This window comes from Arthrobacter sp. NtRootA1 (assembly GCF_019976975.1).
GTDB lineage: Bacteria > Actinomycetota > Actinomycetes > Actinomycetales > Micrococcaceae > Arthrobacter > Arthrobacter aromaticivorans.
This window is the reverse complement of record NZ_AP024630.1, coordinates 5173374-5188048: the sequence shown is the minus strand read 5'-3', so window position 1 is coordinate 5188048 and position 14675 is coordinate 5173374. Positions and strand designations below refer to the sequence as shown.

Annotated in this window: 13 protein-coding genes; 7 read left to right on the top strand and 6 right to left on the bottom strand. The window is 60.9% G+C overall.

Annotated features, from left to right (window positions below):
* Positions 1–45: 45 nt before the first annotated feature.
* The 5 genes from LDN90_RS23705 to LDN90_RS23685 are packed head-to-tail and all read left to right on the top strand — an operon-like array spanning position 46 to position 5345.
* Entirely contained in the window at positions 46–1716 is a 1671-nt protein-coding gene (locus LDN90_RS23705; protein WP_223947380.1) for a glycerol-3-phosphate dehydrogenase/oxidase, read from the top strand.
* A gap of 3 nt (positions 1717–1719) precedes the next feature.
* Positions 1720–3243, top strand: a complete 1524-nt coding sequence (locus LDN90_RS23700) for an FAD-binding oxidoreductase (protein WP_223947379.1) — start codon at positions 1720–1722, stop codon at positions 3241–3243.
* Between the two features lie 46 nt (positions 3244–3289).
* Entirely contained in the window at positions 3290–3895 is a 606-nt protein-coding gene (locus tag LDN90_RS23695) for a glycerol-3-phosphate responsive antiterminator (RefSeq protein ID WP_223947378.1), read from the top strand.
* 27 nt (positions 3896–3922) lie between these two features.
* Positions 3923–4228 (top strand): putative quinol monooxygenase, encoded by a 306-nt coding sequence (locus LDN90_RS23690; RefSeq protein ID WP_216924558.1) that lies wholly within the window; start codon positions 3923–3925, stop codon positions 4226–4228.
* Positions 4221–5345, top strand: coding sequence for an alcohol dehydrogenase catalytic domain-containing protein (locus LDN90_RS23685; protein ID WP_223947377.1), 1125 nt, complete (start codon positions 4221–4223; stop codon positions 5343–5345). Before LDN90_RS23690 ends, LDN90_RS23685 begins: the two co-directional genes overlap by 8 nt.
* A gap of 65 nt (positions 5346–5410) precedes the next feature.
* Here LDN90_RS23685 and treS read toward each other — a convergent pair whose 3' ends face one another.
* Positions 5411–7687, bottom strand: coding sequence for a maltose alpha-D-glucosyltransferase (treS, locus tag LDN90_RS23680; protein WP_223947376.1), 2277 nt, complete (start codon positions 7685–7687; stop codon positions 5411–5413).
* Between the two features lie 196 nt (positions 7688–7883).
* Between treS and LDN90_RS23675 the strand changes: the two genes are divergently transcribed.
* Positions 7884–8225, top strand: a complete 342-nt coding sequence (locus LDN90_RS23675; RefSeq protein ID WP_223947375.1) for a cupin domain-containing protein — start codon at positions 7884–7886, stop codon at positions 8223–8225.
* A gap of 34 nt (positions 8226–8259) precedes the next feature.
* On the opposite strand, the gene LDN90_RS23670 is transcribed toward LDN90_RS23675, so the two are convergent.
* Together LDN90_RS23670 and LDN90_RS23665 are read right to left on the bottom strand one after the other, a co-directional pair.
* Positions 8260–9042 carry a hypothetical protein gene (locus tag LDN90_RS23670; protein ID WP_223947374.1) on the bottom strand — a complete coding sequence of 261 codons (783 nt, stop codon included), beginning with the start codon at positions 9040–9042 and terminating at the stop codon, positions 8260–8262.
* A gap of 35 nt (positions 9043–9077) precedes the next feature.
* Positions 9078–9647 carry an RNA polymerase sigma factor gene (locus LDN90_RS23665; RefSeq protein WP_223947373.1) on the bottom strand — a complete coding sequence of 190 codons (570 nt, stop codon included), beginning with the start codon at positions 9645–9647 and terminating at the stop codon, positions 9078–9080.
* A 107-nt stretch (positions 9648–9754) separates the two neighbouring features.
* On the opposite strand from LDN90_RS23665, the gene LDN90_RS23660 reads away from it, so the two are divergent.
* The gene (locus LDN90_RS23660; RefSeq protein WP_223947372.1) at positions 9755–10732 is read left to right on the top strand and encodes an NAD(P)-dependent oxidoreductase; all 978 of its coding nucleotides are present in this window, start codon (positions 9755–9757) and stop codon (positions 10730–10732) included.
* 52 nt (positions 10733–10784) lie between these two features.
* Here LDN90_RS23660 and LDN90_RS23655 read toward each other — a convergent pair whose 3' ends face one another.
* Genes LDN90_RS23655 through LDN90_RS23645 form a run of 3 tightly spaced genes read right to left on the bottom strand, consistent with a single transcriptional unit; the run spans position 10785 to position 14568 of the window.
* Positions 10785–12143: an MFS transporter gene (locus LDN90_RS23655; protein ID WP_216924570.1), complete on the bottom strand. Its 1359-nt coding sequence runs from the start codon at positions 12141–12143 to the stop codon at positions 10785–10787.
* Between the two features lie 59 nt (positions 12144–12202).
* A complete protein-coding gene (locus LDN90_RS23650; RefSeq protein ID WP_223947371.1) occupies positions 12203–13969 on the bottom strand; it encodes a sulfatase in 1767 nt (588 codons plus the stop codon).
* Positions 13966–14568, bottom strand: a complete 603-nt coding sequence (locus LDN90_RS23645; RefSeq protein ID WP_216924574.1) for a PadR family transcriptional regulator — start codon at positions 14566–14568, stop codon at positions 13966–13968. The genes LDN90_RS23650 and LDN90_RS23645 overlap by 4 nt, the downstream gene beginning before the upstream one ends.
* Between the last annotated feature and the right edge of the window lie 107 nt (positions 14569–14675).

Below are 14675 nucleotides of genomic sequence, written 5' to 3'. Positions count from 1 at the left end.
CGACTACCAGCCAAGACCTAAGACAATTGAGAGAGAAGTACCTTCATGATTTCCATGCCCTCACGCAAACCGAAAGCCGGGCGTGCCCGGATGGTTACGGACAGCCCCCTGAAATTGGACAGGGCTGAGCAGATCAACCGCCTGGATGGCGGAGAATTCGACATCATTATTGTCGGTGGTGGCGTCACGGGAGCCTATGCGGCCATGGACGCGGCACTACGCGGCTACCAGGTGGCATTGCTGGAAAAGGATGACTTCGCCTCGGGCACCTCCTCCAAATCGTCCAAGATGATCCATGGCGGGCTTCGATATATCGAACAGGGCAACCTTCCGCTGGTGCGACACTCGCTCCTGGAACGCCAGCGACTGCGTAAGAACGCTCAACACCTGGTCCAACGGTTGCCGTTCCTGTTTCCTGTGCTCTCGCATGCGGGTGTCTTTGACCGCCGCCTTGCAGCAGGCTTTGAAAGCCTTCTCTGGACCTACGATCTGGCGGGCGGGTGGCGCGAGGGCATACTCCATCAGAAGTTGACCAAGAATGAAGTCCTTTCCCACTGCCCTACGTTCAAAGCTGAAAACCTTGAGAGCGGCTTCCTGTATTACGACGCACGCGCCGACGACGCGAGGCTGACGCTGACCTTGGCCCGCACCGCAGCATTCCACGGAGCAACCGTGCTTAACGGTGCAAAAGTCACTGAGGTGACCCGCCAGGGCGGCCAAGTAAACGGAGTAGTTATCGAAACCGGAACCCGGGAGCTTCGCGCCAGCGCCAGCGCTGTCATCATCGCCACTGGTGTTTGGCTTCGGGACTGGACCGGTGCCGGCAAAGAAGTTGACGCGCCCAATATCCGGCCAGCCAAGGGCGTTCACATTGCAGTCCCATGGACCAAAATCCGCAACGACTGCACGGTAACCATCCCGGTTCCAGGACGCAACCGGCGCGCCACTATCACCCGCTGGGGCAATACGTCCTACCTGGGCACCACTGACGAGGACTACAACGGCAACCTCGACGATGTGAACTGTACTCGCGAGGAGATGGACTTCCTCCTGGAAGGCGCCCGGACCGCACTCAACATCGATGTAGAGCCGGAGGACGTGCTTGGCAGCATAGGCGGTTGCCGGCCCCTGGTTGCACCTCCGGGCGGGAAAACCCTGGAAGTTAAACGCAACCACGAGATCCGTACCGACCCGGACGGGCTGGTGACCGTCGTCGGAGGCAAGCTCACCACTTCCAGGCACATGGCCGAACAGACCATTGACGCAGCGCAGAAAGTGTTGGGAGAAAACCGCCGCTGCCGAACCAAGAACGCCTACCTGCTGGGTGCTGCTGGTTACGACGCTGAGGCGATTGTTGCCTCCGGTGGCCTTGCTTCGCATTTGGGGGAGCGGTACGGGACAGAAGCCCGATTCGTCACGGACATTCTGGCGGAGGACCCAGGGCTGAACAAGCCGATCATTGACGGCTTGCCCTACCTGGAAGCGGAGGTCATTTATTCCGCACGCCATGAGATGGCCCGCAATGTCGATGACATCATGTCCCGCCGGACCCGGGCCCGGCTTGTCGCCCGGGACGCCTCTGCGGAAGCTGCAGAGCGGGTGGGCCAGCTGCTCATGAAAGAACTCGACCTGCCCGCAACGGAAATTGATGCCCAGGTTGCCAGCTACAAGAACCTAACCGCGCATGAACGCGCCATCCTGATGGGAGAGAACTAGACAATGATCAGCAAGGAAGCAGTAAAACGCGGCTACAACCGAGGCAATTACACTGTAGGTGCGCCGACTCAGCCGCACTTCGCCCAGACCTTGGGGTCCCTTGACGGAAAGGCTGCCTACTCCACAAACCCAGCCACGATCAACACGGACATTTTGGAGAAGTTGGCTTCAGTCGCGGACAGGATTGTCACTGAACCCCAAGAAGTGCTGGACGGTACCCGCGACTGGTGGGCCGGCACAATGATTGCAGAAACGGGCGGGCAGCCAGCCACTTCGGACGCCGTGATTGTCCACGTCTCCAGCGTTGAGCAGGTGCAGGACATCATGCGGATAGCCTCGGCATCTGGCATCCCGGTAACGGTCTCGGCAGGACGCAGCAACGTCACCGGTGCGGCGCTGCCCATTGCCGGTGGCCTCGTGTTGGACGTCTGTGGCTTGGACAAAGTCACCAGCTTCGATGAGGAGAGCCAGATCGTTGAAGTGGAGGCCGGCGTCTTTGGGGACATTTTCGAGCAGACAATCCAGGCCAACTACGGCATGACCATGGGCCATTGGCCCTCCTCTTATGCCATCAGCACTGTGGGTGGGTGGGTCGCCTGCCGCGGCGCCGGCCAACTTTCCACCCGTTACGGCAAGATCGAGGACATGGTCCACGGACTCGATGTGGTTCTGGCCAACGGGGAAGTGATCAGTGTAGGCAATGGTGCCCGGGCCGCCGTCGGTCCCGATCTGCTCCAGCTCTTCATCGGGTCGGAAGGAACTTTGGGCATTATCACCAAAGTCCGTCTCAAACTGCATCGGCTGCCTGATTACGGCCGTGCGGTTGCCTATGGGTTCGCGACCTTCGCCGAAGGGCTGGAAGCATGTCGGCAAATAATGCAGCAGGGGGCAACGCCAGCCGCGCTCCGCCTATACGACAACCTTGAAAGCGGCGTGCAATTTGACCTTCCGGATACCAACGTCCTGTTGGTGGCAGATGAGGGTACCCAGGAACTAGTGGATGCAGGGATGGTAATCAGTGAACGCGTCTGCGCCGCAACGGGTAGCGAGCTCAACGGAGAAATGATCTTCGAGCGATGGCTCGATACCAGGTACCTCACGGGTAAAAGTGCCGAGGGTTTCAAACGAGGACCCGGTTTTGTGGCCGACACCCTGGAGATGATCGGCAATTGGAAGGAATTGCCCGCCATCTACACCGAAGTCGTTGACGCACTCAACGCCATACCCGGTACTCTCGCAGGCTCCGCGCATCAATCACACGCGTACATTGATGGAGCATGTTTGTACTTCTCCTTGCGCGGCGATGTTGAAGTGGATGAACGTGCCAAGTGGTACAGGTCCGCGTGGGACGCCGCCAACAAAGTCATCATCCGGCATGGGGCGACGCTGAGCCATCATCACGGCGTTGGCTTGTTGCGCGCACCCTACATGGAGGCGTCCTTGGGCGGCGGGCTCGAAGTACTCCGGGCGGTTAAAGGTGCGCTGGATCCCAAAAACCTTCTGAACCCGGGCAAACTGGGTCTTTAGCGTGCGCCTGTGCAGGTGACCCGCATACAACGACGAGGATCCAAAGATGATTGAATTTCCACAGGAACTGGACCTTCGGCTCAGCCGCAATCCTGTGATCGGCTCCGTATTCGGCGTCGACGCGGCGCCAGGCTTTCTCAGCTCAGGATGTCAGGTGTGCATCCTTGCCCATGTGGCATTGCATGAGCTTGAAGGACTGCTTCACTCTCTGACGGCTGCCGGCAAGTTCACTTTTGTGAACATCGATGCCTGCTCCGGGCTGGGGCAGGACCGGGGCGCCGTGGAATATCTAAAGAAGATCGGCACTGAGGGATTGGTCAGCACCAAGACGGCTTTGATCCAGCGCGCCAACACCATGGAAATGGTGACAATGCAGAAGGTCTTCGTGACGGACCGGTCCAACCTGCCGCGCAGCACCGGGGCTGTTGAACAGAGCAAACCCCACTTGGTCCAGGTGATGCCGTGGCCCGTTATCGCCCACCTTTCACCGGCAGAACTCAGCAGCCTCACCCCCTTCGTTGCTGCCGGCTTCATCCGTACGGGCGGCGATGTGGCGAGGGCCCTGAGGGAAGGTGCCAAAGCGGTTTCCACCAGCGCTGCCGAGCTATGGGATCTGGCCGGACGAGACAGCGTCGAAACGTCAACAAACTGATACTCAACCCATAAGACAAGGAACGGAATGTCAGAGACGCACTTCCAAGTAATTGCCCATTATCACGCCATCACCCAAGAAGTAGAGGAAGTCGCCGGGTTGCTCGGCAAGCTGGCGGAAGCCAGCCGTCAGGAGGAGGCGAATCTGGCCTACGACTATTTTCAATCCGTGAACGATCCAGGGCACTTCGTGATCCTGGAGAAGTACACCGATGCAGCTGGTTTCGCCGCCCACCGAACGTACGAACATTTCAAGACCTTGGCCATTGGCGAGATCCTTCCGCGCCTGAATAGCCGAACCATTGAAACGTATGAAGGCCGTGGCGATGCGTAGCGCCGTGCTCCGCCGCGCTGGCGCCCCGTACCCATACGCGGACAGCAGTCCCCTCAAACTCGAAGAGCTTGAACGTCCAAAACCGCGCGCGGGGGAGGTGCAGGTGAGAATCGAGCGTGCGAGCCTGTGCCACTCGGACCTTTCCGTTGTCAACGGAAGCCGACCCCGACCCCTTCCAATGGTTCTGGGCCACGAAGCTGCGGGTACGGTTACCGAAGTCGGCTCAGGCGTAATGGATATTAAGCGCGGAGACCACGTCGTGATCGTTTTCGTGCCCAGCTGCGGTAACTGTTCGGCGTGCAACGCTGGTCGCCCAGCGTTATGTCGCCGGGGTGCCGAAGCAAATACCAGCGGCGACCTGCTCCACGGGGATGCCCTGCTCATTGGCGGCTCAGGTGAACGCATTAACCATCACCTGGGTGTTTCCGCTTTCGCCGAATATGCCGTCGTTGCCCGCGAATCCCTCGTGGTGATCGATGAGGACGTGCCCATGGATGTCGCCGCCATGTTTGGCTGCGCCGCACTCACTGGTGTCGGCGCAGTACTTAACACGGCCCAAGTAATGGAAGGCCAGTCAGTCATTGTGTTCGGTCTCGGGGCGGTGGGGCTAATGGCCGTGATGGCAGCAGCGCAAATTCCCGGAACAACAGTCATTGCCATTGACCCGCTGGCAGAGAAACAGCAACTCGCATTGTGCTGCGGCGCCGACTACGCGGCAGGGCCCGACGAGGCGGCTGACTTGGTCGCCGCCCACACGGAAGAGGGCGTTGACGTATCAATCGAGGCAGTGGGGCACGCCAAGGTTATGGAAGCATGTCTCTCACTGCTGGCGCGCGGCGGAGCCCTGGTATCGGTGGGCCTACCTGACCCAAAGCAAACCCTGACCGTCCAGGCCCTCCAATTCGCCGGCATGGGCAAACGTCTGCTGGGGTCCTACATGGGGGATTCGGTGCCCAGCCGGGACATTCCCCTTTACATCCAGATGTGGCGGGAAGGGCGACTCCCCGTGGAGCTGCTGCATACGGACACCAAACCGCTGTCCGAGATCAATGAAGCCTTGGACGCGCTCGCAAATGGAAGCATCGTCCGGCGCCTTTTCACCACTGCCGAGCCATAGCGCTGGCAAACCGCCCCACCAAACCCCGACGTCGGCACTCACGCGGGTGCCGACGTCGGGGGCTTCTATTCGGTCTCGGCTTCCTTCAGAACCAGCGCGGTCCCCTGGAACGCCCGCAGCTCGAGGAAGAAGCTGCCAAGATCATCCACTTGCCCCACGTTTTCGCCGCTGAAAAGATCGTGGACGCTGGCTCCAGGGACAAGATGGGAGGACTGTATGCTGCCTGCGATGTCCTGGTCGGAGAAGTTCAGGACCGTGACTTCAAGCTCGCCGCTGCCGAGTTGGTTGACCAGGACTAGCAGCCCGCGGTTGGAAACATCGGGCACGTCCAGCAAAGTGCTCGTTGCGATCCCTGACTCTTCCCTTACTTTCAGGATCTGCTGGAGGCGTCGGGCGTAGGAGGCTGGATCCTTGAGCTGTTCAGGCAGCGGACCGTAGAGGCTCCGGGCACGCGCCATGCCCGCGAGGGAGGTCTTGGCGTCGGGGCTCGTCCCCATGAGGTCGTGTGCCCCGCGGTTGATCCACCGGGTGTCGCCCTGCGAGGTGAGCTCCCGGACCGTTTCGCGATCCAAGGCGGTGATGCCGGTGAGGTCCCAGCCGGAAAGTGCGAAGACGCCAGGCTGCAGCGCGTTGTACATTGACAGGAGCACGTGGGCATCCAGGACCTGGGACTCTTGCTCCGGGGTTATCGAGTCCGGGTCTTTGATTCCCAGCGCCGCCATGAGGAAGCTGACGGTGGTGCAGGCGATGCCGTTGGTGGTGAAGACCGCGTTGTAGGGCCCGTTCTCACCGGTGAGGCGTTCCCGCAGGGTGCTTTGAACCTTCTCGGCAACCTCGGCGCCCGTCAGTTCTTCGCCCCCAAGCTCGAAGATGTCTTCCCTGTGGCCAGCGGCAAAGTGCAGCAGCTCGTAGGTCAGTTCGTCGTGGTTCTGCAGTGCGTGCACCAGCGAGGCCTGGTCCACACCGATCTCCATGGCCAACCGAAGCGTCAGCCGCAGGAACTCGGTATCACCGGTGACCAGCGCGTAGTGGTAGGCCGGCCGGGTGATGAAGTCGTACGAGAGATCGGGGCCAGACTCGGACTGCGCCTTGATGTCATCAATGGTGAGGTTGAGTTCCTGGAAGGAGAACCCACCCACTTTGCGGATCATCGAGCCAATGAGCTGGTTCGCTGCCTCGGACAGGGGATGGCCTTCTGACCAGCCCGGCTGCTCCTCCGCGCTCTTCTCCACGCCGAGGAACCCGTTGGCATCCAGCCGCAGGGCGCCGGTGCCCAGGTCCAGGAGGGAGTGCAGCGCATCGCCCACCACCAACCGCATCCCGGCGAATGTGGGGTCAAGCCAGTTAATGGATGGTTGACCGGCCTTGAAGTAGTGGAGGTACACCCAGCGGCGGGTTTTGCCGGTGGTATCGACGATCGGCCTGGTGGCGCTCCAGTTGGTCTCCTTGACCCCGGGTTCGTAGAAGATCACGCGTTGGAGCCTGCCGATGATGTACCCGGCTTTTTGCAGGGCTTGCTCGGCATCGGGGCTGATATTCACTGAATCTTCGCCCTCGGGAACATCGGGCAGCAGGTGCCAGTCTTCCTCGGGGATGTCCACCATGTGGTAGATGCCTGGGTAGTCCCGGAAGTTCATCTCGGCAAGACGGAAGTCGGCGCCTTTGCCTGTATGGCCGGGCACGATGTCGTCGATGACTGTCCCGTCGTGATCTGCGGCGACTTCGCACATCCGGCGGAATTCTTCTTCGGTGCCGAATGCCGGATCGATCGCCATGCTGATGCGGTCGAAGTGACCATCTACGCTGGGCGTTTGGGACCAACCGCTGATGCCTCCAGCCAGCTTGACCGGGCCGGTGTGGAGTCCGCGGATGCCGATCTCCCGGAACGCTTTCCAGAGTCCGGGCTCTCCCAGAGCGGACAGGAATGACTGACCCTCGCGGGTGATGAAAGAGAGAGGGTAGGCCGTGAACCACACGGGTGCGCGCTCCACAGCCGCCCTGGGGTTTGGCCGGGCGTAGGCGTTCTGCCACATGCTTGCTTGGCCTGAGAGTTGCCGGGCCATGGTGTTGGCGTCGCCGAGCATCGACTGGTTGCGAAGCCAGTCCACATACGTGGGATTGCGCCCATCGAATTCCAAGGAAGGCCTGGCAGCAAAGAATTGCCGGCGCCGTGCGATCGGCCGTAGCGCCTTTGGGCGAGCGGGATAGAACTGTTCGTCGAAGGTGATCTCGGGTGACTCTGTGGCGGTTTCGTCGGCTTGCGATTCCTGCGGATCCTCCGTTGTTTCGTCTGGATTCCCGTTGGTTTCTGACACGCTCTCGCTGACTACAGGCTCCCGCACAGCTTTCTCCTTTACGTGGTCGCCGCGTCAACGCCGACCGTCCGAGGGGGTCGTTCAAGAGGTCACGTACCCGGGCTTGCCCGGAGTATTCATGCTAGTCACGACGGCATGGGGTTTGTCGAGCTTGGGAGAAGTGAGTCGTCAGGTTGCTGGCCAATCGTGGGTTCTAAGAGTCGGCAACTGGCAGAATGAGGGCATGACGGAACCAGTTGTGCGAGTAACTCTCCTTGAGCAGCCCTTCGACGACAGAGTCACTGCAGGAATGCACATTCGCCGCATCACCATGCAGCCGGATGTTATCGGGGGTCCGCATCATCACAACGGTCCGGTGTTCGGAGTTATTGAAACTGGCTCGGTTGTGTTTCAAGTCGACGGTGGGGAGCAGAGGATTTTGCGAGCCGGTGACGTGTTTTATGAGCCTGCTGACGTCCTGATCGATAAATTTGATGCCACGTCTGAGGGCGTAACCTTCATTGGACATTTCCTGACCGGACCAAATCAGCTCCCAGAGCTGATTCCAGGGCGCCCGAACGTCTGAGCTGTAGACGCCGGACCTTACTTCGTCAGGGAGCTCAGAAGTCAAGCAGTTGGATTTCACTGGAACCATCGCTGTACGTCACGTGAACGGGCACTCCTCGGTCAGTCGCGTTCTGCAACTCATTTCCGGGAAGCCAAAAGGCGAATTGGCCTTTCGCTACGGTGGCGAGCACTTCTTCCTTGTCAGCGTTGGTGTAGGAAACACCTGTGACATCGGCACCCACGCGGCCTGACGCAATCGAGATGGGCTTGTCTGCGATTACTCCCGTTCCCAGTTGAGTAGCAGCGATGCCTCGGGCGGGGAGGGCGGTGACATTAGCCGGTTTACCGATGGAACCTATGATCCCTTTGCGGAACCAGGCTGCCGTGACATCGGTAGTGCATGTTGCTTCAAAGCCGTCAGCTCCAGTGAGAACGACCGTGACCCAGGCACCGCGCCGCTCGGCGATGGCTACTTCCGCAGCCGAAAGTTCGGTCGAGTACATGCCACCGCCTACGTTCTGTTTCGAGTTACGGCAGTCTGAGACGGCGTTGTCACGGTCTGAGCCAGTGAGTGTTCCGGGGGCTGCCGTCCAGGTCGCGAAGGCCGGGTCACCTCCCGAGAGCGCCGGCATGATGACAAATCCGGCTGTAACTGCTGCTGCCAGGCCCGCAAGAGTGAGCGCGCGTCGGCGCTGGCGGATCTTGGGTTTATTGGACTCGTGCCTATCCGGCAATGTGCTGCTGGAGGCATTTGCTGGTTGAGAACTGAGTATGCGGTTCAGGTCCGCGTGCGCCCGGATAGGATCCGGCGGTGTACCTTGTTCTGCTGCGTCCATGGAGCGCAGAAGTGTGTCGAGTCTCTGATCACTTTTCATAGCGTTGCTGCCTTTTCAGGTGATGCCGCCGAAGTATCGGAAGCAGGATGAGGGAGGTGGTCAAGGAGGAGCCGCAAGGCCCGTCTGGCGCGAGTCAATCTCAGACGGAAAGCCACCGGTGAGATTCCCAGGACTTTGGCAGCCTGCGGCGCGGCAAGGTTTTCAAACACGGCGAGTCCCAGGGTTTCCTGATGAGCTTCAGATAGAAGCTGCCAAGCACGGCTCAGATCAATGCGGTGATCGACCAGTTCGGCATGCGAGGCGTTGAAAGCATCCGTTGTTGTTTGAGCCAGCCGAACACCTAACGCTTGACGTCGCCGATCTCCACGGTGAGCGTTCAGGAGGAGATTCCGTGCAATTCCGAAAAGCCAGGCTCGGGCTTCACTTTCATCCGCTGGAGCTTCAGAGAAGCGTTTCCAGACAATGAGAAACGCCTCTGCGACCACGTCCTCAGCACTTGCTGGTTCCGTCCGTCGCTGAACAAACCGCAAAAGGTCCGGATATGCAGCTTCGTATAACGACCGGAAGGCGTCCGCCCTATCAGGGGCTCTCGATAGATGACTCATACCTTGTACCTGTCCGCCACCTGCCTAAATGTGTCGCCGATGATCGAACAATTCTGGCAGCTACTCTGGAACTCCAACCCACGCAGGCCCAAAGGCGAAGAGTACCCATGAAAATAGTTGTCATCGGCGGAAGTGGCCACATTGGTTCGTTCCTCGTGCCCAGACTCGTTAGTGCCGGCCATGAGGTGACCAACATCAGCCGCGGAATCCGCCAGGCCTACACCGATACACCCGAGTGGCAGCAGGTCCGCCAGGTCACAGCGGACCGGGAGCAGGAGGACCGGGACGGCACCTTCGGTGACCGGATCGTGGAACTGGGTGCCGACGTCGTGATTGACCTGGTCTGCTTTACGCTCGACTCCGCCACCGCGCTGGTGAACCGACTCCGCGGCGAGGTGGGCCACCTCCTGCACTGCGGTTCTATTTGGCGGTATGGCGCCAGCATGAAGCTGCCCATCGCGGAGGGCTCGGATTCTGCTGCGGCCCCAACCGATGAGTATGGCATCCAGAAGCGCGCAATCGCCCGCATGTTGCAAGAAGAGACGGCTTCCGGCGGGCTGGCTACGACGTCGTTGCACCCCGGTCACATCGTCGGACCTGGATGGCAGCCGATCGGGCCACTTGGAAACCTGGACCCATCCGTGTGGGAGACGATCTCCGCCGGGCGGCTGCTACAGGTTCCCGGAGGTGGCACCGAGCTGATGCATCACGTGCACGCCGACGACGTCGCGCAAGCCTTCGAGAAAGCCGTCCAGCGTCGTGAAGCGGCGGCCGGGGAGGACTTCAACATCGTCGCTCCCACCGCCCTGACAGTTCGCGGATACGTCGGGATCGCGGCGTCCTGGTTCGGGCAGGAACCTCGCCTCGAGCCAGTCAGCTGGGAGGAGTTCCGCAGGAACACCGCGCCCGGGCACGCGGATACGAGCTGGAGCCACCTGTCGCGCAACCATTGCTTCAGCATCGATAAAGCCAAGTCCCTGCTGGGTTACGCGCCCCGGTATGAGCCGGAACAGGCGGTGCGAGAGTCCATCGAGTGGCTCATCGACCACAAACAACTCAGCGTCGGCAACCTCGCCACCAGTTAAAGCTCGACGTCGGCACTCACCTGAGTGCCGACGTCGAGCTTTAACTACGGGGTCAGGCTTGGTGCAGTGCTTCCTGCCGGCGCCGCTCCAACGTGTCACGGACACGCTCCACGTCCCTCGGGTAGCAGAAGTAGAGGGCGGTGAGGACGGCCGCATTGACCAGCATGAGGATCACCAGCGTCCAGAGGAACACGGCCTGGATCCCGAGGCTGGAGGCCAGGGCGCCCGCTCCGAGGGAGAAGACGGCCCACCCGATCGTCTCGAAAACGGTCAGGAAGATAGCGAAGGCCTGGCCGCGAAGTTCCGGCAGGACGACGGCTGCGACGATTGGACGGTTGGCGGGTGGGTTCGCTCCTTGGGCGAAGCCGATCAGGGCCCAGAACGCGCTGTAGATGCCGATGTTGTGGTAGTCGAATTGGGTTGCGAAGAATGCGACGGCGGCGAAGAGAACCTGGGCGCCCTGCAGGTAGGCAACCCGGCCACGGTCGGGAAGGATCCGGTCCAGGAGGGAGACGAGCCAGCCGCCGCCGGCGGTCCCGGCAAAGTAGCCGAGCCCAAAGGGCACCAGGACAATGGCGGCCACGGCATTGGTGAAGCCCCGTTCCACCACGAGGAACTGGATGCCGAAGATCGTGATGAGGAGATGCCCGGAGAGCAGGCGGGAAAGCATCATGATGGAGAAGCTTGGAATCCGGAACAGCGAGGCCACCGAGCGGACCGTGACTTTCGGGGCGAGGCGCTCGCGGGCGCTGAGGTCTGCGAGCTGCTTCTCGGAAGCGCCCACACCAGGATCTTTCAGGAGCAACGCCACCAACAGGCCAGCCAGGATGCAGATGCCACCGATGGTCCACATGCCGAACCGCCAGCCGTCAGTGATGCCTGTGAACAAGGCGATGAGCGGGGCAATGAAGGAGCTGATGAGGCTCATGAATCCGTAGAAGTAACCCGCAGCCTTGCCGCGCTGGCTGTCATCGAAGGAGTCCGCGATGATCGCGTTGGCGATCGGGCTTCCGCCGATGATCGACGCCGACATCAGGGTGTTGAGGATCAACAGTTGAACGAAGTCCTGCGAGAAACCTGCCGCTATACCGAAGACGCCACCTGCCAGGGTTGTGGCGATCAGAGCTTTCCGTCGGCCGATCTTCCCGGCAAGCCATGCCCACGCCGGACCGGCAGGGACAGCGATGATTTTGCCGAGTGCGGCGAGCAGGCCAAGGTGGCTGCTCTGCAGTTTCAGGGCTGCCGCAATGGTCGGGAAGAGCGTGGCACTGAGGCCGGCTTCCGTATTGTCCACCACGGTAACGCCGGTGAGGACAGCGAGGTTTCGCCAGCGGTGGGGAACTTTGCTGGCTTGGGCTGCTCCTTCAGCTGGAGCTTCCGTGGAGAGGGCAGGGCTGGGTTGGGTGGTCATGGGCTGTAGGTCCTGTCTACATTGTCAGGCTGGGTTGGGGATGTGTCACTGGCTTGGAGTTACGCCGTGGGGACGGCAGCCAGTTCCTCGGCAATGGACCCGAGGGCGCTCGAGGAAACCGGGATGACGGCTGCGAGCTGGTAGAGGCTGAGCTGGGCGGGGATGTTAACCAGTTCAGTGCTGATGAGGCCGGGGAGGTGCTTCTCCACGGCTTCGCGGCCGCGGACGTCCTGGAGCAGTTCCAGAAGGGGCAGTGTCAGGGCCGCTCCGCCGTCGGCGAAGCTGTCGATCGGAGGCAGGGGTTCCAAAGCGAGCCGCGCCCTGTCCGCTTGCTGGGCGGCGAGCAGGTGCTGGGCCGTGGGTTCGGCGTCGAAAGGGATTCCGAGCCGCTGGAACTGGCTTTCCGGTGCATCGTTGGCGTGCATAAGTTTGGCCAGTGTTTTCAGGAGCCGCAGTTCCAGCTCGTCATCGATGATTGGGTTTGTTTGGCCGGGATCGGTTTCCAGGTCAAACAGGAGGGTTCCGTGGACCCATGAGTTCATCATGGAGGTGGTCTGGAGCTGCATTGTCCGCAGTCCCTTGGTGAAGCTGAACGCTTCCGCAGGCGCCCACTGCGCGAGTTCGGCCGTAGAGAACCGAGACCGCATGTGGGTGGGCATCAGCGTGTAATCCTCCAGCGGTGCATTGGAAGGATCGACGGCGGCACGCATGTAAACGTATCGGCCGTCAGTGACGTTGACGTGGCCACCGTGGATACCGAAGAGGGCTGCCTCACGCACTTCGCTGTCGTCCTGCAGCACTGCGGCCAGATCCTGGCCTTGCATGTCTTTCGTAGGTTCGACGCCGAAGAAGCGCAGCATGGTGGGTGCAATGTCGATCGTCTGGGCGAGGGCGCCACGCCGGGTGTCCTTGCCTCCGGTGCGCGGGTCCCAGAGGAACATGGGCAGGTGCACGAGTTCGTTGAACCATGGTTGAACAGACTTGGCCCACCAGCCGTGTTCGCCGAGCAGGAAGCCGTGGTCCGTGTTCACCAGGAGGAGGGTGTCTTCCCAAAGGTTGTACTGATCCATGGCATCCAGGACCCGGCCCAGCGACTTGTCGCACATCGAGACCAAAGCGGCATATTCGTAGCGGGCGTGCTCCACCTGATCCTTAGGTTCGGTGACCTTCTGGTATCCCGGCCAGTCGAATTCGGGGCCGTCGTAATCATGCTCGTACAAAGCCTTGTATTTGCTGTGGGTGAAGAAGGGCTCGTGCGGATCGAAAAGCTCGATTTGGAGCATCCACTTGTCTGCTTCATGGTTCGTATCGATGAAGTGCAGGCCGGCGTCCACGGTTTTGGTCTGCGAGTGGTCTGCCTCGGTGGGCATGTAACTGCGGTTGATCAGGTCCTGCCGCTTCATCCCGGCACGCCAGTCCTGGCTTCCGCCGGAAGGATTTACTACACCCTTCCACGGGTCGCCCTCCTGGCCACGGAAGAACTCCCAGGTGCTGTACCGGGGATGATAGGTAGCGCCTCCGTCCTCCCAATAGTGCGGGTGGTCTGATACGAGATGCGTGTGCACTCCTGCTTTTCCCAGCATCTCCGGCATGGAATCGTCGAATGGTTCCAGCGGCCCCCAGCTGCGGTGCAGGAAATTGTGGCGCCCGGTGTGCATTTCGCGGCGGGCCGGCATGCAGGGCATCGAGCCGGCGTAGAAATTGTCGAACGTGGCCGTCTTTGCTGCCAGGCGGGCGAAGTTGGGCGCATCTACGAACGTGTCCGCCGCGTAGGGGGACAGCATGTGTCTGTTGAGGCTATCGAACATGAGAATGATGGCCTTCATGGTCGCAGCTCCGCCGGTACTGCGGTGAGCGAGCGGGACGACAACTGTCCATCCAGGAGCTCCTTGCGCAGGCTGATCAGTCCAGCGACGTGGGCATCAATGGCGCTCGCGCCCATCAGGTGCAGGCGCTCGCCCACAGATTCGGCCAGCTCGGTGTCGAAGGCGATGGTGGGAGCCCATTGTTCCCTGCGGTCGCGGTTGCGGTACCTGGCGATTTCGTCCTGGCGGGTCTGGATTTCGACGTCGAGAATCCGGAGGAGTTGCTCGGCGCTCATGAAGCCGGAAAAGGACAACCGTGCACCGAGTTCCGGGTCCTGGAAACGGCTGGCCGGGTGATACGGGCCGGTGAGCCAATCGAGGAACACGGTGGCTCCTTCATCAGTGACGCGGTAGGTCTTTGCGTCCTGTGCGCCGGGCCGCGGGTCCACGCTGTGGGTCACCCAACCTTGGCTCTCCATGCTCCCGAGCGAGCGGTACACCTGGCTCATCTGCGTATTGGAGCGCAGGAACCGGCCATGGGTGTCCAGGTACTTCTTGATCTCGTAGCCCGTGCTCGGGTGCTCCAGCAGGACTCCAAGAAGGATGTGTTCGAGCTTCATTGTTCTCTCCATTGGCGGGTCATTGCGTGATCCGGGTCACGCTTTCTAAGAAAAGAATGACACAAGTGGAATGCTCAGTCAATGGCACAAGTGGAATGCTTTAGTGT